22 protein-coding genes are annotated in these 26,347 nt (G+C 57.2%); 17 read left to right on the top strand and 5 right to left on the bottom strand.

Features of this window, described 5'->3' with window-relative positions:
• The first annotated feature begins 47 nt into the window (after positions 1 to 47).
• From AAEO81_RS22615 to AAEO81_RS22585, 7 genes are all read left to right on the top strand, one after another.
• Entirely contained in the window at positions 48 to 398 is a 351-nt protein-coding gene (locus AAEO81_RS22615; protein WP_341959169.1) for a hypothetical protein, read from the top strand.
• Positions 399 to 454: 56 nt separating this feature from the next.
• Positions 455 to 6,094, top strand: a complete 5,640-nt coding sequence (locus tag AAEO81_RS22610) for a phage tail tape measure protein (RefSeq protein ID WP_341959168.1) — start codon at positions 455 to 457, stop codon at positions 6,092 to 6,094.
• Positions 6,094 to 6,993 (top strand): hypothetical protein, encoded by a 900-nt coding sequence (locus AAEO81_RS22605; RefSeq protein WP_341959166.1) that lies wholly within the window; start codon positions 6,094 to 6,096, stop codon positions 6,991 to 6,993. The genes AAEO81_RS22610 and AAEO81_RS22605 overlap by 1 nt, the downstream gene beginning before the upstream one ends.
• Positions 6,993 to 7,310: a hypothetical protein gene (locus AAEO81_RS22600; protein ID WP_341959164.1), complete on the top strand. Its 318-nt coding sequence runs from the start codon at positions 6,993 to 6,995 to the stop codon at positions 7,308 to 7,310. The genes AAEO81_RS22605 and AAEO81_RS22600 overlap by 1 nt, the downstream gene beginning before the upstream one ends.
• A gap of 9 nt (positions 7,311 to 7,319) precedes the next feature.
• On the top strand, positions 7,320 to 7,739 hold the full coding sequence (locus AAEO81_RS22595) for a hypothetical protein (RefSeq protein WP_341959162.1): 420 nt from the start codon (positions 7,320 to 7,322) through the stop codon (positions 7,737 to 7,739).
• 722 nt (positions 7,740 to 8,461) lie between these two features.
• On the top strand, positions 8,462 to 9,034 hold the full coding sequence (locus tag AAEO81_RS22590; RefSeq protein ID WP_341959160.1) for a hypothetical protein: 573 nt from the start codon (positions 8,462 to 8,464) through the stop codon (positions 9,032 to 9,034).
• The gene (locus AAEO81_RS22585; protein WP_341959158.1) at positions 9,031 to 9,528 is read left to right on the top strand and encodes a hypothetical protein; all 498 of its coding nucleotides are present in this window, start codon (positions 9,031 to 9,033) and stop codon (positions 9,526 to 9,528) included. Before AAEO81_RS22590 ends, AAEO81_RS22585 begins: the two co-directional genes overlap by 4 nt.
• Before the next feature lie 7 nt (positions 9,529 to 9,535).
• Here the strand turns inward: AAEO81_RS22585 and AAEO81_RS22580 are convergent, their stop codons facing one another.
• A complete protein-coding gene (locus tag AAEO81_RS22580) occupies positions 9,536 to 10,051 on the bottom strand; it encodes a helix-turn-helix domain-containing protein (protein ID WP_341959157.1) in 516 nt (171 codons plus the stop codon).
• A 90-nt stretch (positions 10,052 to 10,141) separates the two neighbouring features.
• Between AAEO81_RS22580 and AAEO81_RS22575 the strand changes: the two genes are divergently transcribed.
• Positions 10,142 to 10,636, top strand: coding sequence for a glycoside hydrolase family 104 protein (locus AAEO81_RS22575; RefSeq protein ID WP_341959155.1), 495 nt, complete (start codon positions 10,142 to 10,144; stop codon positions 10,634 to 10,636).
• Positions 10,633 to 11,223, top strand: coding sequence for a hypothetical protein (locus tag AAEO81_RS22570; RefSeq protein WP_341959153.1), 591 nt, complete (start codon positions 10,633 to 10,635; stop codon positions 11,221 to 11,223). The genes AAEO81_RS22575 and AAEO81_RS22570 overlap by 4 nt, the downstream gene beginning before the upstream one ends.
• On the opposite strand, the gene AAEO81_RS22565 is transcribed toward AAEO81_RS22570, so the two are convergent.
• Positions 11,224 to 11,931 (bottom strand): SOS response-associated peptidase family protein, encoded by a 708-nt coding sequence (locus AAEO81_RS22565; protein ID WP_341964601.1) that lies wholly within the window; start codon positions 11,929 to 11,931, stop codon positions 11,224 to 11,226.
• Between the two features lie 99 nt (positions 11,932 to 12,030).
• On the opposite strand from AAEO81_RS22565, the gene AAEO81_RS22560 reads away from it, so the two are divergent.
• Positions 12,031 to 12,462 (top strand): S24 family peptidase, encoded by a 432-nt coding sequence (locus AAEO81_RS22560; protein WP_341959151.1) that lies wholly within the window; start codon positions 12,031 to 12,033, stop codon positions 12,460 to 12,462.
• On the top strand, positions 12,449 to 13,729 hold the full coding sequence (gene umuC / locus AAEO81_RS22555) for a translesion error-prone DNA polymerase V subunit UmuC (protein WP_341959150.1): 1,281 nt from the start codon (positions 12,449 to 12,451) through the stop codon (positions 13,727 to 13,729). Before AAEO81_RS22560 ends, umuC begins: the two co-directional genes overlap by 14 nt.
• Positions 13,730 to 13,735: 6 nt before the next feature.
• Here umuC and AAEO81_RS22550 read toward each other — a convergent pair whose 3' ends face one another.
• Complete coding sequence (locus AAEO81_RS22550; RefSeq protein ID WP_341959149.1) at positions 13,736 to 14,044, bottom strand: hypothetical protein; 309 nt, start codon at positions 14,042 to 14,044, stop codon at positions 13,736 to 13,738.
• A 658-nt stretch (positions 14,045 to 14,702) separates the two neighbouring features.
• Here AAEO81_RS22550 and tig point away from each other — a divergent pair.
• From tig to AAEO81_RS22520, 6 genes are all read left to right on the top strand, one after another.
• On the top strand, positions 14,703 to 16,013 hold the full coding sequence (gene tig, locus AAEO81_RS22545) for a trigger factor (RefSeq protein WP_341959147.1): 1,311 nt from the start codon (positions 14,703 to 14,705) through the stop codon (positions 16,011 to 16,013).
• A gap of 91 nt (positions 16,014 to 16,104) precedes the next feature.
• Entirely contained in the window at positions 16,105 to 16,746 is a 642-nt protein-coding gene (gene clpP / locus AAEO81_RS22540; RefSeq protein ID WP_133751554.1) for an ATP-dependent Clp endopeptidase proteolytic subunit ClpP, read from the top strand.
• 115 nt (positions 16,747 to 16,861) lie between these two features.
• A complete protein-coding gene (gene clpX, locus AAEO81_RS22535; RefSeq protein ID WP_341959144.1) occupies positions 16,862 to 18,145 on the top strand; it encodes an ATP-dependent Clp protease ATP-binding subunit ClpX in 1,284 nt (427 codons plus the stop codon).
• 183 nt (positions 18,146 to 18,328) lie between these two features.
• The gene (lon, locus tag AAEO81_RS22530; RefSeq protein ID WP_166593223.1) at positions 18,329 to 20,725 is read left to right on the top strand and encodes an endopeptidase La; all 2,397 of its coding nucleotides are present in this window, start codon (positions 18,329 to 18,331) and stop codon (positions 20,723 to 20,725) included.
• A gap of 157 nt (positions 20,726 to 20,882) precedes the next feature.
• On the top strand, positions 20,883 to 21,155 hold the full coding sequence (locus tag AAEO81_RS22525; protein WP_003174819.1) for an HU family DNA-binding protein: 273 nt from the start codon (positions 20,883 to 20,885) through the stop codon (positions 21,153 to 21,155).
• A gap of 259 nt (positions 21,156 to 21,414) precedes the next feature.
• Positions 21,415 to 23,289 (top strand): SurA N-terminal domain-containing protein, encoded by a 1,875-nt coding sequence (locus tag AAEO81_RS22520; protein WP_341959110.1) that lies wholly within the window; start codon positions 21,415 to 21,417, stop codon positions 23,287 to 23,289.
• A gap of 633 nt (positions 23,290 to 23,922) precedes the next feature.
• Here the strand turns inward: AAEO81_RS22520 and fabI are convergent.
• Positions 23,923 to 24,717, bottom strand: a complete 795-nt coding sequence (gene fabI, locus AAEO81_RS22515; RefSeq protein ID WP_166593221.1) for an enoyl-ACP reductase FabI — start codon at positions 24,715 to 24,717, stop codon at positions 23,923 to 23,925.
• Between the two features lie 18 nt (positions 24,718 to 24,735).
• Entirely contained in the window at positions 24,736 to 26,346 is a 1,611-nt protein-coding gene (locus AAEO81_RS22510; protein ID WP_341959109.1) for an ABC transporter ATP-binding protein, read from the bottom strand.
• Position 26,347: the final 1 nt, after the last annotated feature.

Raw genomic sequence — 26,347 nt, 5'->3', positions numbered from 1 at the left:
GCAGGGGGTGGTGGTAGATTGCCGTCGTCTAAAAGGGAGAGTTGTGAATGAAATCAGCAATCGCGTGCGCGTTTTTGATCATGGGGCTTACCGTCTCAGCCAGCGCAAGGGATTTTTCGCCGGCACAGCAGGCCAAGCTGAAAGACACGGTCAAGCAGCAGTTACTCGACGCTGACAGCGCTAAATTCAAGCTGCCTCCTTATCAGGGAGGGCAGATATATTGTGGGCTAGTCAACTCGAAGAATACCTACGGTGGTTATGCTGGAGACGCGATTTTTCAAGTGTTCGTAGTCACGCCGACCCTGTTCAATTTTATGGGAATTGGGACCAGTGACCCCGAAAGCGTCCGCAGCGTAACTATGCGCCAAAGCTGCGAGCAGAAGGGTTACAAGTTCTAAGCCTTGCTCATACTGAAACCCGCTCCGGCGGGTTTTTTTTCGTCTGGAGAAAACCCATGGCCTTAACTTCACGGCTTGAACTTGAGGTGGACAGTGCAGGCGCTGAGCAAAACGTTGTCAAGATGCGTCAAGCCCTCGCAGAGCTTGAGGCCTACGGGCTGCGCGTAAACAGCGCGCTCGACAAGACAAGCAGTGAGTTCGGGAACCTTGCCCTCTCTTTGTCACGCGCCCAGGCAGCAAACGATAAGACTTCTGCTTCATCCGACAAAGTCAATAAAACAGTAGAGGATGCCGCCAAAGCAGCCGCTGCACAGCGTAAAGAATTGGATGCGTTGCTGGGGAGCATCAACCCGCTGACCAAGCAGCTCAACCAGTTGGCGGCGCAGGAAATCGCGCTCATCAAGGCCCGAGATTCAGGTCAGATCAACCTTGCCGTGTATGAGTCATACAACCAGAAGCTGCAAGAAAATTTCAACGCTCTCACCGGCGCCACCAAAGCACAGAAGGCCCTGGGCGAAAGCGTGGATGAGGCCAAGGCCCGTATCTTGGCCATCGCCCAGGCATCCGTTGACTCTGCCCAAGCACAGCGCAATCTCACGAATACCGCCGTTGGATTGTCGGAAGCAGAGCAGGGCATAGTCATCTCGTCGAACGCGGTGGCGGCAGGCAACTCCAATATCGCTTCGTCGTCCGATAAGGCGGCTGCCGCCGTTAAACAGGCTACCCAAACGACGCGTGCCCAAGCGGATAGCTTGAGCGATTTGCTTGCGAGCATTGACCCCACCACCAGAGCGCTCAACCGGCTGGATGAGCAAGAAAGCCAACTCGCTCGGCAAAAGAAAATTGGTTCGATCGACGATGAGACGTTCAACAAGTATCAGACCAAGATCGATCAAACTCGCCAGGCGCTGACCCGCTTTGACGATGGCTTAAATCGGACTGGCAACACTGCGAAACAAACCGCCGCGGCGCTTCGTGGTGTACCTGCGCAATTCACCGACATTTTTGTTTCGCTGCAAGGCGGTCAAGCTCCGCTCACGGTGTTTCTGCAGCAAGGTGGGCAACTCAAGGACATGTTTGGTGGTATCGGCCCGGCAGTAAAAGCGCTTGGTGGCTACATACTTGGACTGATCAATCCATTCACCGTGGCAGCTTCTGCAGTCGGTGTGCTGGGGCTGGCGTATTATCAAGGCTCTCAAGAGCAGACGGCTTTCCAAAGCGCTCTGGTCCTCACTGGCAATGCAGCGGGAACTACCTCGGATAATTTGACGGCGGTCGCGCGGAACATTTCAAAGTCAGTTGGCACCGTGGGGGCAGCGTCAGCGGTGCTCGTCCAGTTGGCATCTTCAGGCAAGATCCCCGCAACCGCTTTTGGAGACATCGCCGTTGCAGCCTTGAAAATGGAGGAAGCAACGGGCAAAGCCGCGTCCGCCACTGTGGCTGACTTCGAGAAGCTCGCCAAGGATCCCGTTAAGTATTCAAAAGAGCTGAATGACTCCCTAAATTATTTGACTACTGCTCAGTATTCTCAGATCGATGCCCTAGTCAGCCAGGGCAAGCAGCAAGAGGCGGCAAACCTCGCCGAGAAGCTCTATGCCGATGCCCTGTCCAGTCGAGCTGATGCCATCAAACAGAACCTTGGCACCGTGGAAACAGCGTGGAACGCTGTGAAATCTGCTGCCAAAAATGCCTGGGACGCGGCACTCGATATCGGCCGCGAAGATACTTTCGATCAAAAGCTGGACAAACTGAAGCAAAGATTGGCAGATGCGAGCAATACGACACCGATAGTGTTCAGCGATAACCCGAATCTAGGTGACCTTGGTAAAGGCCAGAAAGGTCTGCAAAAAGAGCTTACCGATACCCTTCAGTTATACCAAGACCAAACCGAAGCAGCATGGCGTGCAAACTTGGCTGCTTCAAAAAATCAGGAAGGAATAGAGGCTGTTAAGCGCCTCAATGCAGATCTCGCAGACACAGCGAGCAAACAGAGCAAGCTCGCCGCTAGATATAAGGAAATCGATGCGCTTGTTGCTTCTGCAGCATCTCAAGGGGTCAATTATTCTCAAGCCCAGATTGACCAATTAAGAAAGGCGGCGGAAGAGCAGTACAAGATCACCACGTCACATAAAGCCTTCGTCGAAGACGCTGGAACAAAAATGCTGGACCAAGCGCGCCAGCAATATGCTGTCCTCCAGCAGCAAAGATTGGTGATTGATGGTCAAGCGAATGACACGGCAAAACTGGGTGCTGCAGCCCAAGCTCTGGCGAAGTGGGAACAGGAAATCGCCGATATCAAGGGCAAGCAAACCTTAACGAATGATCAAAAGGCTCTTCTTGCCAGTCAGGATTTGATTACAGCGCAGCTCAAACGAAACGCAGCGTTAGAAAAGGAAAATGATCTTTCCAAGATTCGTTTGGAGAACGTTGCAAAGCTCGCTGCGTTTCAAGATCAGCTTAACGACTCGCTGCGGCTCGCGCAGGACGGTCTAGATTCACAGGTCGCTGGCGTTGGAATGGGCCAGAAAGAGCGTGAGCGAATTCAAGAGGATTTGCGAATTCGCGAGGACTACCAGCGACAACTGGCGAAACTTCAACGCGATTACCAGAACATTGTAAATCCTACGTCCGAACAGACCGACCTGTATGACAAGGAGACTACCAGCGTAAAAAATGCGCTCCAGCAGCGCCTGACTGCCCAGCAAAACTATTACCGTCAGGTCGATGCTGCTCAGGCTGACTGGGTCAACGGTGCCAACGCCGCGCTACAGGATTACATCGATGAGACCCGCAATGTCTCAGGCCAGACTTACACCCTGTTCAGTGACTCGTTGCACGGTGTGGAAGATGCTTTCGTCGATGCGGCTACCACCGGCAAGCTGAGTTTCAAGAGTCTGGCCGACAGCATCATTGCTGATCTTGCGCGGATTGTGGCCAAAGCCTACATCGTGACGCCGATCTTGGCTGCATTGGGGATTGGCGGCGACTCTGCCACAGGTACTGGGTCTGGCGGCGCCATTGGCTCTATCTTCAGCGGTTCTGGCAGCGGCATCGGAGGAATGCTCAGCTCGATCAAGGATGTGGTTTCGGTAGCTGGGAGCAGTTTCGGCCAGTCTGTGCTGGCTGGCTGGAACGGAGGTGAAGGTGTCATTGGCGGATTACAGGGAGCCTTTTCCAATGGGGCGGATTATTTCAAATCTGTTGTTACCAGTGCATTTGCTACGGGGTCGGCTACAGCCGCGTCCATCTTCACCTCTGAAACGACATCCGCAGCGCTTTCGCAGGGGTACGCGAATTACGCCGCTCAATTCGGTACTGGAGTTGCAGGACAAGGAGCATTTGATGGCGCGCTGAGTTCGGCAGTTACGAGCCAGTCAGCTGCATCCAGCCTTGCCACACTCAGCAGCACCTTGAGCTATGTAGGTGCCGTCTACTCGGTTATCCAGTCCTTTCAGCAGTACGGTCTCAAGGGCGGCGCTACTACTGCGGGATTCGCCGCGGCGGGTGCGGCCATCGGTTCGGTGGTGCCTGTCATCGGTACTGCTTTTGGCGCGGTAATCGGCGCCGTGGTGGGATCGTTTGCATCCAGTAAGCTTTTCGGTAGCGGCGAGAAATACCCGGACCTGAGCACGTCTGCGCAGGGCACTTTTGAGAATGGGCAGTACACCACCGGTGGCATTGTCCAAGGCTGGCAGACCAAGGCTCCGAAGTACGGCTCGGCGGTAGATTCTCAGCTCGACGCAACGGTCAACAAGTTCACGACCACACTCGGGAGCCTGTATACCGCTTTCGGGAGCACCGCCAAGGTTTTCGCTTACGATTTGCTCCAGGTGCGCAAGACCTCAGGGAAGTACTCGACCACCTTCGGCGCAACCATCGACGGCGGTGGTCTGGATGACTTGAACATCCATCAGCAGTTCAACGCGGCCGACGCTGCGGAAGCTCTTCAGCACAACTACGACGACATCATGGGCACCTTCCTCGCGAAGGCAATCGTGAGTTCGAAGTCGCTGCCGGATTACTTCCGTGCGCAGTTCACCGAGTTCGCAAACGACTGGGACACGACAGCAGACGAGGTGATCAAGGCCATTGAGGGGGTTTTTACCCGTTTCAACGGAGTGAACGATGCGCTGACGCTGATCGGCGTAAACAATCTGAAGCTCGATAACACCGGGTTACAGGCCTCTGATTCCATCCTTAACATGATCGGCGCCATGTCTGACCTGGACACGACAACCGCTACCGCTAAGGAGAAGGTCGACGCGCTTAACACCGCTGTGGGGACTTACTACTCCAAGTTTTACACCGCTGACGAACAGTTTGCCGATCTGACCAAAAGCCTTCAGAGCGCGTTTTCTGGCCTTGGGCTGGAGCTGCCCGATACACGTACAGCCTACCGCGACATGGTCAAGGACATTGACGTCACTACGGCGGCCGGGCAAGCGATGTTCGCCACGCTGGTAGGCCTGGCCACGAACGCTGATTCTTACTACTCAACGCTTGATCAGAAATCGAAGGATGCGCAGCAGGCTGCTATTGATGCTGCCCAGAAAATCACTGATTCGTTGATGAAGGGAGCAAGCGATGCGTACAGCGCACTGCAACGCTCGATTGCCTCTCAACAGAAAACCACCACAGACGCCTATAACGCTCGCGTCGCCTCGCTGAACGACATGCTTGGCACTGCGAATACGAGTGTTAGCGACCTGACTGGCGTCAGCAATGACCTCGGCTCAGCACTGAAGGCGCTGCGTGGAGACTCTGAAGATGCCATTGCGATGTTGCGTAGCCAGGCCCAAGCCACGCTGCAAAACGCGCTTGCCACTGCCAAGGCGGGCGGTTCGCTCGCGAACTTCCCCGGACTGGACGACGCCCTCGACACCGTCAGCAACAACAACACCGACCTGTACTCGTCTCTCGAAGAATTCAATCGAGACCAGGGCAGGACCGCGAACGTCGTGGCTGAACTCAACGCGCTGAATGGGAAGCAACTGACCACCGCCGAGAAGACGGTGAAAACCCTTCAGGATCAGCTTGATCAAGCCAAGAAGGCATACGACGCAGAGATGGCGCAGTACGACGCCCAGTTGGCCTACGGGCAGTCGCAGCTCGACGCGCTCAACGGCGTCGACAACTCGATTCTGGACGTGACGGCGGCAATCAACGCGATGAATGCGGCAGTGGTCGCTGCGCTCGGCGGACTGCCGTCCAAAGGTGCAGGAAGCGGTTCGTCCAACACTCCAGGGAACAACTCAACGCTCGTCGACACGCTGTACCAGCAGTTGTTCGGGCGCACCCCCGATGCTGGCGAAAATAAGTACTGGGCCGACCGCCTCAGCTCCGGGAACCTCCCGTACAGCGAGATCGCGGCCAACATGCTCAAGTACGCGAGCGAGGCAGACAAAGCGCGCGCGGCGGCGCTGGCTTCGGGCAAAGTCCCGGCCTTTGCCAATGGCGGTGACTTCGGAGGAGGCATTCGCCTGGTGGGCGAGCGTGGGCCTGAGATCGAGCTGACGGGTGCGAGTCGGATCATCAGTAATCGGGACGCTGCGAAGGCGCTTGCTTCATCGGGCTCTCAGTCAGACAGCGGTGAGCTCGCGCAGCGCCAAGCATGGACCAACAAGTTGCTGAACCAAATCCTCAACGCCATCAACCGGCAAACAATCCAGGGCGTTCCTGCTCTATCGGTGACCTGATGAAACTAGTTGCCCCGATTGACGTTACTGGAATCATTACGAGCTACAACGTAGCGCCGTCACCAAATCCTCCGTGGTCGTCGACCACCACCTATGCGCTTGGTGCATTGGTGGTGGTTGGTCAGTACGACTACGAGTCTTTGGCCGCTGGAAATGTTGGCAATAACCCTGCGACTGAGGGCGGTGTGAAGTGGCTCAACCTCGGCCCATCTAACAAATGGGCCATGTTCAACAAGAAGACAGGGAAGACCTGGCTGATAGGTACAAGCACGAAAAACCCGAACACCATCGATATCACTTTCTCACCTGGGAGAACCATCAACTCTGTTGGGTTGGTAGGAATTGTTGCCACCAAAGTTACGGTTCAAATGATCGTCGGCGGCGAGACGGTGTACTCGAAAGAAATGGTCACCTCATCCAAGACGGCCACGAATTGGTACGACTACTTCTACGGTGACTTCGTAACCCGTGACAGTCTGGCGTATACGGATCTGCCTGCCTACTCCGGCGCGCAGATCCGTGTGCTGGTGGATAACACCGGCCAGACCGCAGAGGTCGGGATGATGATTCTCGGCAATCAAGCCGATATTGGCTGGGCCATCTGGGGAACTCAGATCGGCCTGGAAAACTATTCCCTCTCCAAGAGCGATGACTTCGGAAACATCACCTCTACAGAGAGGGGCAGTCGCGACACCATCGACTTCGATTGCCGGAATTACAAGAATCAGGTTGGCAACCTCAAACGAATTCTCAGGCCGGTAAAAGACACCGCAGCCATGTACATCGGCAGCGAGGACGTGGATGGAACAATCATCGTCGGAAAGTTGGAAAACTTTAACCTGACCTTTGCGAACGAGGCATTGGTTGAATATTCAATCTCTGTATTGGGGCTTAACTAATGGCAGTTCCACAAATCACGCTACTTCCGCCTCCACCTACGCCGTCTGACACTCCTGAAGTATTTGCCAGCAAGTCAGGCGTATTTGTTACCGCTGAAGTGGTGATGGTGCCGGAAATAAACACCGCCCTCCAGTTCATCAACGACACAGCAGTAGACGCAAACGAAGCCATCGAGGCCTCGGCTACTGCTGTTGCGGCGAAGAATGCGGCGGTTGTTTACGCGGCTCAAGCCCAGGCCTCTGCCACCGCTGCCGAATCCGCTCAGGGCTCTCTTGGCAACCTCGCACTCATCTACGCAATCGCGCTCGCCTCATAAGGAACGACCATGGCCAACACCCCATTACCCGCATACGTACAGACGCAGAAAACCGGATCTGCTGTGGTCACCGCAGCAGTCGGCAACATTGGCACCAACGCACCGACCAACCTGGTAGCGCTGGGCGATGCTGCGGGTGTCAATGGCGCGCTCGTCACCAAAATTACGGCAATGCCGCGCGCGACTGTCACTGCGTCATCGCTGCTGCTGTACACGAGCAAAGATAACGGCGCGTCGTACAACTTGGTCGACTCGGAGCTGATGCCGGCCTACACCATGGCCGTAACGACAGCCATTCCGGAAACCGCATTTGGCAACATCAGTCCATCCACTCCGTTGCGGCTTGAGGCTGGCGAGCGCTTGTATGTCGGCTCGCAAGTTCTTCTCGCTGCCGGTATTCAATTCCGTTCTGAAGGGGCGAATTTCTAATGGGCCTGAGTGTGCATGACCCGTTTGTAGATCCGCTTGGGAATCCGTTGGGGTTGGCGCGTAACAACTCAAACACTAGGGTGGTTGTACTGACCTTGCCAGTCCCACCGGCAACACAAGTTTTGAGTCCAGTTATTCCCCCAAACGGTTTCAGTCGCATGAAAATAACTGCTGTCGGTAAAGGCGGCGATGGCGGAGGCATTAGTAATGCAACATACGCCGCCGGTGGCGGAGGTGGCGCAGGCGGACAAGCAATAAGTAAAATCATTAAAGCGGCGCCCATAGATATATCCCTATACACAACCGCTGTTGTAGTAAGTGTTTCGGGGGTCTTAAGCATAACGGCTAACTCAGGGGCGGACGGCACTAGCGCCCCGACAAATAGCAGCGGTGGAGCAGGCGGCAACGGCGGTACAGCGAGCATTACCCCCGGCATGGGCGAGACTTACGCGGGCGGTGCGGGCAGTAGCGGCGTAGGAGGACCTTCCGGTAAGGCTGGTGATGGGGCGATCAGCCAATATGCGAAAGAGATCGGATTGACTGCACCTATCGGGAAACCTACAACCAACGCATTTTATGGTCTTTCGGGAGTAGGACCGGGTATGGGTAGTTCTGGCGCAAGCACGGCAGGGGCTGCTAACGCGATTATTCCCGCAGCCGGCGGACCAGCCGCAGTAATAATTGAATACTTGCCTTGAATCATAAATCACTGGGTTACCCTAATGATTAAAGTAGAAAACAACATCCCCACCCGCGAACCAATCCCCGATTTCCTCGATCAGTCCGGCACGCCCGAAGCTATCGCGGCACTGGCCGACCTGTCGTGGACCGACCCGTCGCTGGGCGTGCAGAACGCCGCATGGTGGTCCGAAGAGAACGCCGATGCACCACTGGGCACGAACAAGAAGTGGGGCGCCGAGGTGCTGACGCTCGATCCTGAACGCAAGGTCGTGATCGTCACCCACAAGCAGGTCAACATGACTGCTGCCGAGAAGGCAGAACGCGATGCCGCGATTCAGGCTGCGACAACGGCGGCGTTCGAGCAGGCAGTTCAGACCAAGCTCGACGGTGCAGCACGGGATGCAGGCTACGACAGCATCTTCACCGCAATCTCCTATGCTGACGAACCAGCCGTGCCGCGCTTCCAAGCCGACGGCCAAGCCTTCCGCCGCTGGCGCTCGCTGGTGTGGGATTACGCGCACTCCGAGCTGAATGCGGTGCTGGCCGGTGAAAAGCCTCAGCCTGACCTCGACACCTTCCTCGCGGGCCTTCCGGCGCTGGAGTTGCCGTCATGATTCCGGCCATTGGGAAGTTCGGTGCTGGCGTGGCCACGCGCCAGATCAGTCGATGGGAGTTCGAATTGCTCGAAGACCTGATTTTCAACGACCCGGTAAATGGGCTGCGCATCGTTCCGGCTGGCTTCGTCAGCAACCTGGCCTCGATCCGGATTCTGCGCGAGATCTGCCGGTGGGCAGCCGTGGCGGCAATCGTTGGCGCTCTGTTCCTGCCTGGATGGTTCAGCGTTGCGTGCTGGCTCATCTCCGTAATCGCGTTGGCGCTGTACGGCCTGGTTGTCGGCTACGGCATGCGGTCGTCAATCCTGCACGATTACGAATACACAATCGGGGAGCTGCCCCGCGCTGCGTGTGATGCGATGTACGAACGGGCCAACCATACCGGCGACGGCACAGCCCGATGGCGAACGCTCGGCCTGTTCTATCCCGCCGTCCGAATATTTGGCGCAAGCCACTACACCAAGACCCCGGCCAGTCCGGGGTTTTTTACCTGAGCTGAGATCAGTTGCGCTTGCCTTCACCCCTGTTCGGCCTAGCCAAGATCTCATCGGCGAGCCGCTGATTCGGCAAATCCAGATCAGATAGATAATGCGCGATGTGATCGCGAGCAGTCCGCGAGTCAGATGGATCGGCGAGGCGGCTCAATTCTGCTATGGCATCTGCAGTCGTCCAAATGCTCCGCCGCAGTTGCGTAATTATCTGCTGGGCATGCTCACTTGGCATCCTGCGTTCGGCGTCATTCAGCAAGTTAGGGGAGGTCTGGACCTCCAAAATTGCTGGGTTAGATTCGCCTTCAGCTTCCGAATGTAAGTCTGAAACCGGATTGCCGTTGAGTACATAGATGGGATTAACGCCAGCCGCTGCGATTTTAGATAGGTAAACCGCCCGGGGGCTCCGCTTGCCTGTCTCATATGCACCCTGTGCATTGGGCTGGATTCCGCCGATTGCTGCCATCGCCGCCTGGCTTAACCCTAGGCGCATCCGCTCCTGTCTCAACCTTTCTCCGATCCGTTTCATTTCGAACTCCTGTAAGTGCACGAACTGAGATTAAACCATCCCATATACCAGCCCGCCCCGCGCGGGCTTTTTTACGTCTGGAGAAAAGTAATGGCTCGAATTTCTGAAAAGGCTGCTGGCGGTCGCAACGTGCTGGCGTTCCTCGACATGCTGAGTTTCAGCGAAGGGACCGTAACCAGCCGATTCACCCGCGATGACGGCTACGACGTGATCGTGGGTGGCCTCAACAGTCCGAACACCTTCACCAGCTACGCCGATCACCCCGGCGTGCTGGTCACGGTCAACTCAAAGGGCTTGAAGTCCAGTGCCGCTGGCCGGTATCAACTGTTGCAACGCTGGTGGCCACCGTACAAAAAGTTGCTGGCGCTGAAAGACTTCTCACCGGTCAATCAGGATCTGGTCGCAATTCAGCAGATCCGCGAACGTGGCGCGCTGCACGACGTCATGGTGGGAAACATCGCTGAGGCTATCAGCAAGGTGTCGAACATTTGGGCGAGCCTGCCAGGTGCCGGTTATGGCCAGCATGAGCACAAGCTTGAAGACCTCATTGCGCGGTATCAGGCTGCGGGTGGGGTGCTCGCATGAACTGGTCCGACATCGGAAATATCGTAGGCCGGGCGGCGCCGGTAGTCGGCACGCTACTCGGCGGCCCGGCAGGCGCGGCAGTGGGCGCGTTGGTAGCAGGCGCACTGAACGTGCCGAATGACCCTGAGTCAGTGAATGCGGTGCTGACTGCTAACCCTGACGCTCTGGCGAAGGTGCAAGAATTGCAGATCAACGCCAAGGTCCAGCTTCAGCAGTTGGCCGTGACAGCGGAGAACAACCGATTGCAGGCCGAGGCTGCGCAGTACGCCGCCGAAGCCGCGGACCGGGACAGTGCGCGGAAGCTCGCCGCCAGTCAGCCGCGCGACTTCGTTCGCCCCGGGCTGACGATCCTGATGCTGGCCGGGTCGCTCTTCATCATTGTTGCGATCATGACCGGCTGGGCACTGGACGTTGTGACCAATACCACGGCCGCACTCACCGTCGGCAACGTCATGGGCGCCTGGTTCATGATGACCAAAGAAGTCATGGGGTTCTGGTTCGGCATGACCAAGGAATCGCAGAAGCAGTCGGCTGTGATCACAGACTTCGCCGTGACGCCGGGCAGCGTATCAAAGCCCGACAAGTGATCACTCGTCATCGGCCTTGGTTGGCAGGATCAGCTGAGGCCCTTGATTCCGCACATTCCCCACATCTTTGCTGACCTCGAACCAGGTGAATTCTTCGGTCGGGCGGCAGCACTCCTTGGCGATCTCAGCGGCGCGCTCCGGCGTGGTTTCTGGGTCGACCCATTCCCTCGCATGTTCCGGGCTCAGCACCACCGGGCGCCGGTCGTGAATATCTACCATCCCCTGATCTGAATCCGCAGTGATGATCACAAATCCATCCTGCGGGTCCGGCTCCATTCCCTGATGCACTTCTGCCAGCGCAGCGAAGAACATCGGGCCTTCCTCTTTCAGCCTGATGAAATAGGGCTGTTTCTTTTTCGGGTCGTCCGGGTCTTTGACCCATTCAAACCATCCGTTGGCCGGGGCCAGTGCGCGCCCGTTCGGCCACAGTTGTTTGAAGTACTTCCCTGTCATCACCGTCTCGACCCTGGCGTTTATGGGTGCGGGGCGCTTCGCATCTTTCTTCGCCCAAAACGGCGACCATCCCCACTTAACCTTATCCACGCTCAATCCACCTTCAGCCGGACGGATGATCTCGACCCTGGTACTCGGCGCGACGTTGTAGCGCTCGATCGGCCAAAGGTCGTAGCCGTTGATCACCAACTGCTCTGGCGCCAGCTCTTTCAGGTAGTGATCCATCGACTCGTAGATCGAGTAGCGTCCGCACATGATGTCACCCGTCGAAATTTTCCCAATATCAGATTGACCACAGACGAACCAGAACGTTAACTGTATATGCATACAGTCATCCACTCACAGGTTCGCATCATGAGCGTCACGATCCTTGGCCCTTTGGCCAGCTCCGGCCAGAAAATCCCCCTTTACGGCTTCAAGGTTCCGGCGGGCTTCCCGTCCCCGGCCGCCGACCACATCGAAAAGCACATCTCCCTCGATGAGCTATTCGATATACGCGCGCCTCATGTGTACCTGGTGAAGATAGAAGGCGACAGCATGCAAGGGGCCGGGATCTTTTGCGGCGATCTGGTTATCGTCGATCGCAGCCTGAATGCGGTGCACGGGGATATCGTGATCGCCTCGGTGAATGGGGAGCCTGTGTGCAAGCGTCTGCACAAGCTCGGCAACACCATCATCCTGATGTCGGAGAACAGCAAGTTTCCTTCGCGGTACATCATGGAAGGCGATGAACTGATGATGTGGGGCGTTGTGAAATACAGCGTTCGCGATCATGACCACACCTGACCCGGTCTTCGCCCTGATCGACTGCAACAGTTTTTACGCCAGCTGTGAACGGGTCTTTCGGCCCGACCTCGCCAAGACCCCGATTGTGGTGCTGTCGAACAACGACGGCTGTGTCATCGCGCGCAGTTACGACGCCAAGCCCTTTGTGAAAATGGGTCAGCCGTATTTCCAAATCAAAGATCACCTCCGCCGACACGGAGTGGTGGCGTTCAGCAGCAATTACGCGTTGTACGGCGACATGAGTGAGCGGGTGATGACGGTCATCGAGTCGATGGTGCCCGCGCTGGAGGTGTACAGCATCGATGAAGCGTTTGCAGATCTGACTGGTATTCCCGGCGACCTGACCGCCTTCGGCCGCAAGATCCGCGAGACCATCTATCAGCGGACAGGTATTCCAGTGGGGGTCGGTATAGCGCGGACGAAGACTTTGGCGAAGCTGGCGAATCACACGGCGAAGCGGCTGCTGTCGAAAACGGGCGGCGTGGTCGACATCTGCGACCCGTTCAAGCGCGACTGGACTCTTCGCAACACTGACGTCAGCGAAGTCTGGGGCGTCGGGAAGCGGATGAAGGCGCATCTCGAAACGATGGGTATCAAGACCGCGATGGACTTGGCCAACGCCGATGCCTGGACGCTGAGGAAGAAATTCAGTGTGGTGATCGAGAAGACCGCGCGCGAGCTTGCCGGAACTCCGTGCTTGGAGCTGGGCGAAGCCGATCCGCCGAAACAGGAAATCTGCTGCAGCCGAATGTTTGGTAATCGATTGACGACCATCGAGCCGATCAAGGAAGCCGTAGCCACCTACACCCAGCGCGCAGCGGAAAAGCTCCGGGCGCAGGGTTCGCTGTGCAAAAAAATTAGGGTCAGCATCCGTACGGGCATGTTCAATCCGGAGGAGGCAAAGTACGCGAACGGCGCCTTGGTCGTACTGCCGTACCCCACAAATGACGTAAGACTGATGACCAAGGCAGCAACAGAGGCTGTTAATCGCTTGTTTCGCCCCGGCTTCAAATACAGCAAAGCGGAGGTGTTGCTGCTGGATCTACGTCAGCCCGGCGAGTTCACTGACGACCTGTTCGCCCACTCGCAACCGGTGGAGGCCGAAAAGGTGATGAGCGTGCTGGACGAAATCAACGGCCGGTGGGGTCGGGGAACGTTGCGTGCTGCCAGCGTCCCGGCGAACCCGGATTGGGCGATGCGGCGAGAGCTGATGAGCCAGAGCTTTACGACAAAAGTTGATCAGCTGTGGACGGTGAAGAGCAAGTGAACAATATCACACGAGCCTTCCGGGACCGGTCGGCGGTTGAAAAGCCTCTGTTGGTAGACCGTCGATGATTTTCCGCAATGACGCCCACGGGTATTGGTCACGTTTCCCCCACTCGGGACATATGTCCTGGTGGACGAATGGCTCGTAATTTTTGCTGGCTGGCTGAGTGGCCGCGCACTGTGTGCAGCAGATTCGACCGGCGGTGGCCAGCGTCCACTGCTTTGACCAATGAAACATGCCGATATCGCTCCAGTCGTATGCCGGGATCAGAATGTGGTCGTCCACAATTTTTGCTTTGGTGTTGTCCCCAAGCATCGGCACTTCCCTCGTATTCCAAAGATACTGTTTGGATATACAGTAATCGAGATGGGTTGTGAAATGCCAGCCGTGGTGACGAAATGCGCACCACACCATATAAAGGAAGGGCGGGGTGGCTATTGGCGTGCCTCATTGTGTAGGATGCGCGCCGGATCGCTTCTGGCTGAGTTGGTCCAGCGGTACTTTTTTAGTACAGCAATTAGTACATCTGGTTTGTCGAATTCAAGAGTGGCCAATGTGGCCGGGCCTTTGTGGCTTAATTTCGGTTCTCTCCGTCCGCACCAGCTACAACCCTGGGAAGTGCGTCAAGCACTCCGGGGAGTGAAAAGCCGCCTAGTGCGGCTTTTTTTGTTTCAGCGTATTGGTTTCATGCCGGTACGAGTCCGCCATGCTGTTGATGATGGGCTTTTCCGGAGTGTTTCCAGGGATTGGATCGACATTCGGTCGTGCTTCGCTTCCTTTATATAGGGGCGCGGGAAGTGCGTTCCAGACCGCTTGCGAAGCTTTGAATCTTCGTCCTTTTCCCCCTGGTTGCATTCCACTGTATTTACCCTTCGTCAGTAGGGTGACTTCTTGAGATTGACCCACTAGAATGCTTGCCCTTGATTCTGGGGTCGGAAACGGCCGGCTAACGTCTGTGCAACGAGGAATATCCATGCAAGTTTCTGTTGAAAACACTTCCGCTCTTGAGCGCCGCATGACCATTGGCGTGCCAGCTGAGCGCATCGAGACCGAAGTCAACAAGCGTCTGCAGCAGACCGCACGTAAAGCCAAGATCCCGGGCTTCCGCCCAGGCAAAGTGCCTATGAGCGTGATCCGCCAGCGTTACGAAGACGGTGCTCGTCAAGAAGCACTGGGCGACTTGATCCAGGCGACCTTCTACGAAGCTGTCGTAGAGCAAAAGCTGAACCCGGCTGGCGCACCTTCCGTCGAGCCAAAAACCTTCGAAAAAGGCAAAGACCTCGAATACGTCGCCACCTTCGAAGTGTTCCCTGAATTCTCCGTTGCCGGTTTCGAATCCGTGAACGTCGAGCGTCTGTCCGCTGACGTCGCTGACTCCGATCTGGACAACATGCTGGAAATCCTGCGCAAGCAGAACGTTCGTTACGAAGCCGCCGACCGTGCTGCTGCCAACGAAGACCAATTGAACATCGACTTCGTCGGCAAGATCGACGGTGAAGCATTCGCTGGCGGTTCGGCCACCGGCACTCAGCTGGTGCTGGGCTCGGGTCGCATGATCCCTGGCTTCGAAGACGGCCTGGTTGGCGCTAAAGCCGGTGAAGAGCGGGTTCTGAACCTGACCTTCCCCGAGGACTACCAGAACCTGGAACTGGCGGGTAAAACCGCCGAGTTCACCGTTACGGTCAACACCGTCTCGGCTCCGACCCTGCCTGAACTGAACGAAGCGTTCTTCAATCAGTTCGGCATCAAGGAAGCGACCCTGGAAGGTTTCCGCACCGAAGTTCGCAAGAACATGGAGCGCGAGCTGCGTCAGGCCATCAAGTCCAAGGTCAAGAACCAGGTCATGGACGGTCTGCTGGCTGCCAACCCGATCGAAGTTCCTAAAGCCCTGCTGGAAAACGAAGTGAACCGCCTGCGCGTTCAAGCCGTTCAACAGTTCGGCGGCAACATCAAGCCTGACCAACTGCCAGCCGAGCTGTTCGAAGAGCAGGCCAAGCGCCGCGTCGAGCTGGGCCTGATCGTCGCTGAAGTGGTCAAGCAGTTCGACCTCAAGCCTGACGAAGCCCGCGTTCGTGAGCTGATCCAGGAAATGGCTTCCGCTTACCAGGAGCCAGAGCAGGTCGTGGCCTGGTACTACAAGAACGAACAGCAAATGAACGAAGTGCGTTCGGTTGTGCTGGAAGAGCAAGTTGTGGATACTGTTTTGCAGAAAGCGAGCGTGACCGATAAAGCGGTCTCGTACGAAGAAGCCGTCAAGCCGGTAGAAGCTCCACAAGCCGACTGATTTCTTTCTCTCGTTCGAAAACACCATAAGCCAGCCTTCGCGCTGGCTTATGCGTATTCAAGACATGACTATTTGGGAGTGAATGCGAGACATGTCCCGCAATTCTTATATTCAGCAGAACTCTGACATCCAGGCCGCTGGCGGCCTGGTCCCGATGGTTATCGAGCAGTCCGCCCGTGGCGAACGCGCCTATGACATCTACTCCCGTTTGCTCAAGGAACGCGTCATCTTCCTGGTCGGCCCGGTTGAAGATTACATGGCCAACCTGATCTCGGCGCAGCTCCTGTTCCTTGAAGCGGAAAACCCGGACAAGGACATCCATCTTTACATCAACTCCCCAGGCGGTTCGGTGACTGCGGGCATGGCGATCTACGACACCATGCAGTTCATCAAACCGGACGTTTCGACGACGGTCATGGGTCAGGCTTGCAGCATGGGCGCGTTCCTGCTGGCAGGTGGTGCCAAGGGCAAGCGTTTTGCCCTGCCGAATTCCCGCGTGATGATTCACCAGCCACTGGGCGGTTTCCAGGGGCAGGCGTCGGACATCGACATTCACGCCAAGGAAATCCTGTACATTCGCCAGCGTCTGAACGAGCTGCTGGCGCACCATACCGGTCAGTCGCTGGAAGCTATCGAGCGTGACACCAACCGCGACAACTTCATGAGCGCCGAACGCGCTGCTGAATACGGTCTGGTGGACGCGGTGCTCGACAAACGTCAAATGATCAAATGATTGCTTGATTGGCAGTAATCCCAGGTGGTCGGGACCCCCGTGCCACCTGCGGACTTGAAAAAGCCCGCAATTGCCTTCATCTTGTGTTGCAAGCCTACCGGATTGGATCGATCGAATGACTGACACCCGCAACGGCGAGGACAACGGCAAACTGCTTTATTGCTCCTTCTGCGGCAAAAGCCAGCATGAAGTGCGCAAATTGATTGCCGGCCCCTCGGTATTTATCTGTGACGAGTGCGTCGACCTGTGCAATGACATCATCCGCGAGGAGGTGCAGGAAGCACAGGCAGAGAGCAGCGCGCATAAATTACCATCGCCGAAAGAAATCAGCGGCATCCTTGACCAGTACGTCATCGGTCAGGAGCGTGCCAAGAAGGTTCTCGCAGTAGCGGTGTATAACCACTACAAGCGTCTGAACCAGCGCGACAAGAAAAACGACGACGTTGAACTGGGCAAGAGCAACATCCTGCTGATCGGCCCTACAGGCTCCGGCAAGACCCTGCTGGCTGAAACGCTGGCACGTTTGCTCAACGTACCGTTCACCATCGCCGACGCCACCACCCTGACCGAAGCCGGTTATGTGGGTGAGGACGTGGAAAACATCATCCAGAAGTTGTTGCAGAAGTGCGATTACGATGTCGAGAAGGCCCAGATGGGCATTGTCTACATCGACGAAATCGACAAGATTTCGCGCAAGTCCGACAACCCTTCGATTACCCGTGACGTCTCGGGCGAGGGCGTGCAACAGGCCCTGCTGAAACTGATCGAGGGTACCGTGGCTTCCGTTCCGCCCCAAGGCGGTCGCAAGCATCCACAGCAGGAATTCCTGCAAGTGGACACGCGCAACATCCTGTTCATCTGCGGCGGTGCGTTCTCTGGCCTGGAGAAGGTCATTCAGAATCGCTCCACCAAAGGCGGCATCGGCTTTGGCGCCGAGGTTCGCAGCAAGGAAGAGGGCAAGAAGGTTGGCGAATCCCTGCGTGAAGTCGAGCCTGACGATCTGGTCAAGTTCGGTCTGATCCCTGAGTTCGTGGGCCGTCTGCCGGTGCTCGCGACCCTGGACGAGCTGGACGAAGCTGCGTTGATGCAGATTCTGACCGAGCCGAAAAACGCGCTGACCAAGCAGTACGGCAAGCTGTTCGAAATGGAAGGTGTGGACCTTGAGTTCCGCACTGACGCACTCAAGTCGGTTGCCCGTCGCGCGCTGGAGCGCAAGACCGGCGCCCGTGGTTTGCGCTCCATCCTCGAAGGCGTGTTGCTCGACACCATGTACGAAATCCCGTCGCAATCCGACGTGAGCAAGGTGGTGATCGACGAAAGCGTGATTGAAGGTACGTCCAAGCCGCTGTTGATCTACGAAAACATTGAGCCACCTGCGAAGGCGGCACCCGACGCGTAAGCCTTGCGGCTTCGCACCGGGCAACTGGAAACCAAAAAGGGCCCTCGGGCCCTTTTTGCGTTTCAAGGGCTCCTTTCGCATTAACTCGAACCGGCGCTTGTTTTTTTGAATCGGTACCCCCATCTTGGTTTTCAGCTCATTTCTATCTGTCCATGGCCTTAAGGCCGCCGTAGAGGCGAAATCATGAAGACGACCATTGAACTGCCTCTTTTGCCATTGCGTGATGTCGTGGTGTATCCGCACATGGTGATCCCACTGTTCGTGGGGCGCGAGAAGTCGATCGAGGCCCTTGAAGCTGCGATGACCGGTGACAAGCAGATCCTGCTGCTCGCGCAAAGAAATCCTGCAGACGATGATCCCGGTGAAGACGCCCTTTATAGCGTAGGGACCATTGCAACCGTATTGCAGCTGCTCAAGCTCCCGGACGGCACCGTCAAAGTGTTGGTCGAAGGCGAGCAGCGCGGCTCCGTTGAGCGTTTCATCGAAGTGGACGGCCATTGCCGCGCCGAAGTGGCGTTGATCGACGAAGTCGAAGCGCCAGACCGTGAATCCGAAGTGTTCGTGCGCAGCCTGCTGTCGCAGTTCGAGCAATATGTGCAGCTGGGCAAAAAAGTCCCGGCTGAAGTCCTGTCGTCGCTCAACAGCATCGATGAGCCTGGCCGTCTGGTCGACACCATGGCCGCGCACATGGCGCTGAAGATCGAGCAGAAGCAGGAAATCCTCGAAATCATCGACCTGGGCGCCCGTGTCGAACATGTGCTCGCCCTGTTGGATGCCGAAATCGATCTGTTGCAGGTCGAGAAACGCATTCGCGGTCGTGTGAAGAAACAAATGGAGCGTAGCCAGCGCGAGTACTACCTGAATGAGCAGATGAAGGCCATTCAGAAAGAGCTCGGCGACAGCGACGAAGGCCACAACGAAATCGAAGAGCTGAAAAAGCGCATCGATGCCGCCGGCCTGCCGAAAGACGCCATGACCAAGGCCACTGCCGAGCTGAACAAGCTCAAACAGATGTCGCCCATGTCGGCTGAAGCCACCGTCGTGCGTTCGTACATCGACTGGCTGGTGCAGGTGCCCTGGAAGGCTCAGAGCAAGGTGCGTCTGGACCTCGCGCGGGCCGAGGACATCCTCGACGCTGATCATTACGGTCTGGAAGAAGTCAAAGAGCGGATTCTCGAATACCTCGCCGTGCAAAAGCGCGTGAAGAAGATTCGTGGTCCGGTGCTGTGTCTGGTCGGTCCGCCTGGCGTGGGCAAGACCTCGCTGGCCGAGTCGATCGCACACGCCACCAACCGCAAGTTCGTGCGCATGGCCTTGGGTGGTGTGCGTGACGAAGCTGAAATTCGTGGTCACCGTCGGACGTACATTGGTTCGATGCCGGGTCGTTTGATCCAGAAGATGACCAAGGTCGGCGTGCGCAACCCACTGTTCCTGCTCGACGAAATCGACAAGATGGGCAGCGACATGCGCGGTGACCCGGCGTCGGCGCTGCTTGAGGTGCTCGACCCCGAGCAGAACCACAACTTCAACGATCACTACCTGGAGGTCGATTACGACCTGTCGGACGTGATGTTCCTCTGCACCGCCAACTCGATGAACATTCCTGCGGCCTTGCTGGACCGTATGGAAGTGATTCGTCTGCCGGGTTACACCGAAGACGAGAAAATCAACATCGCCACCAAGTACCTCTCGCCCAAGCAGATCGCTGCCAACGGCCTGAAAAAAGGCGAAATCGAGTTCGAAGAAGAGGCCATACGCGACATTATCCGGTACTACACGCGTGAAGCGGGTGTGCGGAGTTTGGAGCGTCAGATCGCCAAGGTCTGCCGCAAGGCGGTCAAAGAGCACGCTGGCGAGAAGCGTTTCACTGTTGTGGTCACCGCCGCGATGCTGGAAAACTTCCTTGGCGTGCGTAAATTCCGCTACGGCCTGGCCGAGCAGCAGGATCAGATCGGTCAAGTGACTGGCTTGGCATGGACGCAAGTGGGCGGCGAATTGCTGACCATCGAAGCGGCCGTGGTGCCGGGTAAGGGGCAGTTGATCAAGACGGGTTCATTGGGCGACGTCATGGTCGAATCGATCACCGCGGCGCTCACGGTGGTGCGCAGTCGTGCGAAGAGCCTGGGCATCCCTCTGGACTTCCACGAGAAGCGCGACACGCACATCCACATGCCGGAAGGGGCGACGCCCAAAGACGGCCCTAGCGCGGGTGTAGGCATGTGCACGGCACTGGTTTCGGCGCTGACACAGATCCCTGTGCGTGCCGACGTGGCCATGACCGGTGAAATTACCCTGCGTGGTCAAGTGCTGGCGATTGGTGGTCTGAAGGAAAAACTGCTGGCCGCACACCGTGGCGGAATTAAAACGGTGATCATTCCGGAAGAAAACGTACGCGATTTGAAGGAAATTCCTGACAACATCAAGGCAGACCTGCAAATCAAACCTGTTAAATGGATTGACGAAGTCCTGCAAATTGCGCTGCAATACGCGCCGGAGCCCTTGCCGGATGTGGCTCCGGAGATGGTTGCAAAGGATGAAAAACGCGAGTCTGAGTCTAAGGAAAGAATTAGCACGCATTAGTCCGTGGGGCCTTCCTTGACAGCTTTTTAGAGCCCTTGTTATAAAGCGGCTCTTCAAGCCCAAACTGTCCTTATAGGCAGGCCACATAGCGTTCGTTTGGCAACACCAAAAAACTTAGAAAATATACTCAATATAGATAGATATAAGGGGACTTAGAGTGAACAAGTCGGAACTGATTGATGCTATCGCCGCATCCGCTGACATCCCGAAAGCTGCTGCTGGCCGTGCGCTGGACGCAGTAATCGAATCCGTCACTGGCGCTCTTAAGGCTGGCGACTCCGTTGTACTGGTTGGCTTCGGCACTTTCTCCGTAACTGATCGTCCTGCCCGTACCGGCCGCAACCCTCAGACAGGCAAGGCACTGCAAATCGCTGCCGCCAAGAAGCCAGGCTTCAAAGCCGGTAAAGCGCTGAAAGAAGCGGTCAACTAAGTTTCTTTGTTACCTTTGCCCGTCCGGGACAGCGTTACCTCTGTTCCGGGCGTGAAGCGGCAAGTGCGGTTGGTCAAGCGCTGGCCTGTCACCCCAGGGAACGCAACATCGAACCCTGCCCGCTTCGCCCGTTATGCCCGTTTTTGAAAGTTACGAGAAGGCGCATCCTCGGATGCGCCTTTCTTCTATCCGGAATACACCCACGCTCCGCTCCGTGTGTCGCAGCTTGGTGAGTTGAGTACAACCCTCTGGGGGACGCATGCTGCAGAATATCAGGGACAATTCACAAGGCTGGATTGCCAAGACCATCATCGGCGTTGTCATGGCGCTGATGGCGCTGACGGGTTTCGATGCCATTTTCAGGGCCACCAGCCACAGCCAGGACGCGGCGAAGGTCAACGGTGACGAAATCACTCAGGCCGACCTGGGTCAGGCCGTTGAGATGCAACGCCGCCAGCTCGTGCAACAGTTGGGCAAGGATTTCGATCCGGCGATGCTCAATGAACAGATGCTGCGGGAGTCGGCGCTCAAGGGCCTGATTGATCGCAAGCTGCTGCTGCAGGGCGCCGCGGATGCCAAGTTTGGCTTCTCGGAAGCGGCGCTGGATCAGCAGATCCTGATGACCCCTGAATTCCAGGTGGACGGCAAATTCAATGCTGACCGTTTCGATCAGGTCGTCCGTCAGTTGGGTTACAGCCGCATGCAATTCCGCCAGATTCTGGGTCAGGAAATGCTGATCGGCCAGATTCGCGCAGGCATCGGCGGCAGTGCTTTTGTCACAGACGCCCAGGTCGATGCGTTCGCCCGTCTGGAAAAACAGACCCGCGATTTCGCGACTTTGACTCTGCCCGCCGATCCGTCCAACGTGAAAATCACTGACGACGAAATCAAGGCGCACTACGACCAGCACGCCAAGGAATTCTTGAGCCCTGAGCAAGTGGTCCTGGATTACATCGAGCTGAAAAAATCGTCGTTCTTCGACAAGGTGTCGGTGAAGGACGAAGACCTTCAGGCCGCCTACCAGAAAGAGATCGCCAACCTGGCCGAACAGCGTCGTGCGGCGCACATCCTGATCGAGGTCAACGACAAGACCACCGACGCCCAGGCGAAGGCGAAGATCGAAGAGATCCAGCAGCGTCTGGCCAAGGGTGAGGACTTCGCGGCACTGGCCAAAGAGTTCTCGCAAGACCCGGGTTCGTCAGGCAAAGGCGGTGATCTGGGTTATGCAGGCAAGGGCGTATACGACCCGAGCTTCGAAGACGCGCTGTATGCGCTGAACAAGGACCAGGTGTCCGCCCCGGTCAAGAGCCAGTTCGGCTGGCACCTGATCAAATTGCTAGGTGTTGAAGCGCCGTCGGTGCCGACCTTCGCCAGCCTGAAAGACAAACTGACCCACGAGCTGAAATCGCTGCAGGTCGAGCAGCAGTATGTTGACGCCAGCAAGAAATTGCAGGATGCGGCGTACGAAGCTTCGGATCTGTCGCAACCTGCACAGGACCTGGGCCTGAAGGTTCAGACCACGGCGCCGTTCGGTCGTGAAGGTGGCGAAGGCGTCGCAGCAAACCGCGCTGTGATCCAGGCCGCGTTTAGCCCTGAAGTGATGGAAGAGGGTTCCAACAGCTCGGCGCTGGAACTCGATCCTGAAACCGTGGTGGTGGTGCACGTGAAAGAGCACCGTCAACCTGAACAGTTGCCGCTGGAAGCCGTTTCTGACGCCATTCGCGCGCAGCTGGTCAAAAACCACGCCAGCGATGCCGTCAAGGGCAAGGGCGAAGCGCTGCTGGCCGGGTTGCGCGATGGCAAGGTGCCGTACACCGCGACCAAACAGGAAGGCCAGAGCTGGAAAGTTGTCGAAGCCGCTTCTCGTGGCCAAGAGGGTGTAGACCCTCAGGTGCTGCAGGCGCTGTTCCGTATGCCGAAGCCTGCAGGCAAGGACAAGCCGGTTTACGCCAGCCTGACCGCTGCCGATGGCAGCTTCGTGGTGGTGCGCCTCAATGGCGTGAATCAGGCCGCTCCGGCGACTGACGCCGAGAAGACCCAGTACCGTCGCTTCCTCGCGTCCCGTGAGGGCCGTCAGGACTTCGAGTCGTATCAGGCACAGCTGCAATCCGCTGCGAAGATCGAGAAGTACTGATCCGTCGTAATACCTGCTGAAAAACAAAAAGCCCCGGTTCGAGAGAACCGGGCTTTTTGTTTTTTGGGTTTTAGATTTTGTAGTGGCGTTTGGGATGGGGGCATATCCGTTGCCATGGGTGGCGCTGGTGCCGGTTCCGCTCTTACAGCGGGTCACTTTTTTTTCGGAAAAAGTAACCAAAACCATTTGCTCCTGGTTTGGCCCTGACTTCGTCAGGGTTCCCTCACTCCGGCGACGCTCCGTGGGCCCGCGCCGAACGGACATCCATGTCCTTGCGGCGCTCTCGCGGCATCCCTGCCGCTCGACCCACTCCGCGCCGCCTGCGTTCGGCCTGCACCCAAGTCGCGTTCTGCGGTGTCTGTGAGGGCGCGTCCCAAGATCAAGATCATGATCAAGATCAAGCTCAAGCTCAAGCTGAAGCTGAAGAGCTGAGGCTGGCGCGAGGAAGATCGGTGAATGATCCTGTGGGAGCGAATTCATTCGCGAAGGAGGGTTCAGGCAAGGAAATGTATTGGCTGTACCGGCCCATCGCGAATGAATTCGCTCCGACAGGTACAGCGTCAGCCCCTAAAACAAAAAAGCCCCGGTTCGAGAGAACCGGGGCTTTTCAGTTATCGCGCAAAGCTTGAAAGATCAGCCTTCCAGATCACCCATCGCCGTGGTGTTGAAACCACCGTCGACGTACATGATCTCGCCGCTTACGCCCGACGCCAGGTCCGAGCACAGGAACGCGCCTGCGTTGCCCACTTCGTCAATGGTGACGTTGCGGCGCAGCGGGGTTTGCGCTTCGTTGGCGTCCAGCATTTTGCGGAAGTTTTTGATGCCGGAAGCGGCGAGGGTGCGGATCGGACCGGCCGATACCGCGTTAACACGAGTGCCGTCCGGGCCGAGGCTGCGGGCCAGATAACGAACACCGGCTTCCAGGCTGGCCTTGGCCATGCCCATCACGTTGTAGTTCGGCATGGTGCGCTCTGCGCCCAGGTACGACAGGGTCAGCAGGCTGCCGTTGCGGCCTTTCATCAGTTCACGACCGGCTTTGGCCAGGGCCACGAAGCTGTAGGCGCTGATGTCGTGGGCGATGCGGAAACCGTCACGGGTGGTGGCTTGGGTGAAGTCGCCGTCCAGTTGGTCGCCCGGGGCGAAGCCGACGGAGTGCACGATGCAGTCCAGGCCGTCCCACTTCTTGCTCAGTTCTTCGAAAACCTTGGCGATTTCTTCGTCGCTGGCGACATCGCAAGGGAAGCACAGATCAGCGTTCGAACCCCAGCCCGCTGCGAATTCTTCGACGCGGCCTTTGAGTTTTTCGTTCTGGTAGGTGAAGGCAAGCTCAGCGCCCTCGCGATGCATGGCGGCAGCGATACCGGATGCGATGGACAATTTGCTGGCGACACCGACGATCAGGACGCGCTTACCGGCGAGAAAACCCATGGTTTTTTCCTCTTCAGGTTAATCGACAGTTGCTGGGGCCAGAAACGCGGCCTCCAGCAGCTGCTGTGTATAAGGATGTTGCGGTGCGGCGAAAATATCTTCTGCCACACCCTGTTCGACCACTTGGCCTTGCTTGACCACCATCAGTTGGTGGCTCAGCGCTTTGACTACCGCCAGGTCATGGCTGATAAACAAATACGTCAGGTTGTACTTGGTTTGCAGGGAGCGCAAAAGCTCCACCACTTGACGCTGAACGGTCCGGTCGAGGGCCGATGTGGGCTCGTCCAGTAAAATCAGCGCCGGTTTTAACACTAATGCCCGTGCGATGGCGATCCTTTGCCGCTGTCCGCCCGAAAACTCATGGGGGTAGCGGTGTCGGGTTTCCGGGTCCAGACCCACTTCCTTGAGCGCCGCGATCACCGCGGCCTCTTGCTCGACCGGCGTGCCGATCTTGTGAATCCGCAGGCCTTCGCCCACGATGTCACACACCGACATGCGCGGGCTCAGGCTGCCGAACGGGTCCTGAAACACCACCTGCATCTGCCGCCGCAACGGCCGCACCTGATCCTGCTTGAGGCAGGCCAGTGAATCGCCCTGAAAGCGTATCTTGCCTTCGCTGCGAATCAACCTGAGAATCGCCAGCCCCAACGTCGATTTGCCCGAGCCGCTTTCGCCGACGATCCCCAGCGTCTGGCCCTTGGGCAGACTGAAGTGGATGCCGTCCACGGCCTTGACGTGATCGACGGTGCGCTTGAACACGCCTTTCTTGATCGGAAACCAGACTTTCAGGTCTTCGACTTCCAGCATTGGCGCGCCCGGTACATTGTTCGCCGGGCCGCCTTTGGGCTCGGCGCTGAGCAGTTCTTTGGTGTACGGATGCTGCGGTGCGCGGAACAGCTCTTCGCACGATGCCTGTTCGACGATGCAACCGCGCTGCATGACACATACTCGGTTGGCAATTTGTCGAACGACGTTCAAATCGTGGCTGATCAGCAGCAATGCCATGCCCAGTCGGGCCTGCAATTCTTTCAATAGTTTGAGGATTTTCAGCTGCACCGTGACGTCCAGCGCGGTGGTCGGCTCGTCGGCGATCAGCAATTCCGGCTCGTTGGCCAGCGCCATCGCAATCATCACCCGCTGCCGCTGGCCGCCTGAGAGCTCGTGGGGCAGGGCCTTGAGGCGTTTGAGCGGTTCAGGGATGCCCACCAGTTCCAGCAGCTCCAGCGTGCGGCGGGTGGCCGCCTTGCCGGTCAAGCCCTTGTGCAGCCCCAGCACTTCGTTGATCTGCTTTTCAATGGATTGCAGCGGGTTCAGCGAGGTCATCGGCTCCTGAAAGATCATCGCGATGCGGTTGCCGCGAATGGCGCGCATGCGTTTCTCGCTGACCGTCAGCAGCTCGTTGCCCGCGTACTGGATCGTCCCCGTGGGGTGTCGCGCCAAAGGGTATGGCAGCAGTCGCAAGATGGAGTGGGCGGTAACTGACTTGCCCGATCCGCTTTCGCCTACAAGCGCCAGGGTTTCACCTTTGCGAATGTCGAAGCTGATGCCTTCGACCACGCGCTGGGTGTTCTGGCCGGTGACGAACTCGACGGACAGGTTGCGGATTTCGATCAGATTGTCCTGATTCATC

It is taken from the genome of Pseudomonas sp. RC10, from assembly GCF_038397775.1.
Classification (GTDB): domain Bacteria; phylum Pseudomonadota; class Gammaproteobacteria; order Pseudomonadales; family Pseudomonadaceae; genus Aquipseudomonas; species Aquipseudomonas bambusae.
This window is presented reverse-complemented; position numbering and strand designations above follow the sequence as displayed.

Bases quoted from the DNA above. Each gene is read 5' to 3' on its own strand.
- fabI (WP_166593221.1), bottom strand. From the start codon at position 24,717: ATGGGTTTTCTCGCCGGTAAGCGCGTCCTGATCGTCGGTGTCGCCAGC.
- AAEO81_RS22595 (WP_341959162.1), top strand. From the start codon at position 7,320: ATGGCCAACACCCCATTACCCGCATACGTACAGACGCAGAAAACCGGA.
- lon (WP_166593223.1), top strand. From the start codon at position 18,329: ATGAAGACGACCATTGAACTGCCTCTTTTGCCATTGCGTGATGTCGTG.
- AAEO81_RS22510 (WP_341959109.1), bottom strand. From the start codon at position 26,346: ATGAATCAGGACAATCTGATCGAAATCCGCAACCTGTCCGTCGAGTTC.
- AAEO81_RS22585 (WP_341959158.1), top strand. From the start codon at position 9,031: ATGATTCCGGCCATTGGGAAGTTCGGTGCTGGCGTGGCCACGCGCCAG.
- AAEO81_RS22600 (WP_341959164.1), top strand. From the start codon at position 6,993: ATGGCAGTTCCACAAATCACGCTACTTCCGCCTCCACCTACGCCGTCT.
- AAEO81_RS22615 (WP_341959169.1), top strand. From the start codon at position 48: ATGAAATCAGCAATCGCGTGCGCGTTTTTGATCATGGGGCTTACCGTC.
- AAEO81_RS22580 (WP_341959157.1), bottom strand. From the start codon at position 10,051: ATGAAACGGATCGGAGAAAGGTTGAGACAGGAGCGGATGCGCCTAGGG.
- AAEO81_RS22560 (WP_341959151.1), top strand. From the start codon at position 12,031: ATGAGCGTCACGATCCTTGGCCCTTTGGCCAGCTCCGGCCAGAAAATC.
- AAEO81_RS22520 (WP_341959110.1), top strand. From the start codon at position 21,415: ATGCTGCAGAATATCAGGGACAATTCACAAGGCTGGATTGCCAAGACC.
- AAEO81_RS22590 (WP_341959160.1), top strand. From the start codon at position 8,462: ATGATTAAAGTAGAAAACAACATCCCCACCCGCGAACCAATCCCCGAT.
- AAEO81_RS22550 (WP_341959149.1), bottom strand. From the start codon at position 14,044: ATGCTTGGGGACAACACCAAAGCAAAAATTGTGGACGACCACATTCTG.
- AAEO81_RS22570 (WP_341959153.1), top strand. From the start codon at position 10,633: ATGAACTGGTCCGACATCGGAAATATCGTAGGCCGGGCGGCGCCGGTA.
- AAEO81_RS22575 (WP_341959155.1), top strand. From the start codon at position 10,142: ATGGCTCGAATTTCTGAAAAGGCTGCTGGCGGTCGCAACGTGCTGGCG.
- AAEO81_RS22605 (WP_341959166.1), top strand. From the start codon at position 6,094: ATGAAACTAGTTGCCCCGATTGACGTTACTGGAATCATTACGAGCTAC.
- umuC (WP_341959150.1), top strand. From the start codon at position 12,449: ATGACCACACCTGACCCGGTCTTCGCCCTGATCGACTGCAACAGTTTT.
- tig (WP_341959147.1), top strand. From the start codon at position 14,703: ATGCAAGTTTCTGTTGAAAACACTTCCGCTCTTGAGCGCCGCATGACC.
- clpP (WP_133751554.1), top strand. From the start codon at position 16,105: ATGTCCCGCAATTCTTATATTCAGCAGAACTCTGACATCCAGGCCGCT.
- AAEO81_RS22610 (WP_341959168.1), top strand. From the start codon at position 455: ATGGCCTTAACTTCACGGCTTGAACTTGAGGTGGACAGTGCAGGCGCT.
- clpX (WP_341959144.1), top strand. From the start codon at position 16,862: ATGACTGACACCCGCAACGGCGAGGACAACGGCAAACTGCTTTATTGC.
- AAEO81_RS22565 (WP_341964601.1), bottom strand. From the start codon at position 11,931: ATGTGCGGACGCTACTCGATCTACGAGTCGATGGATCACTACCTGAAA.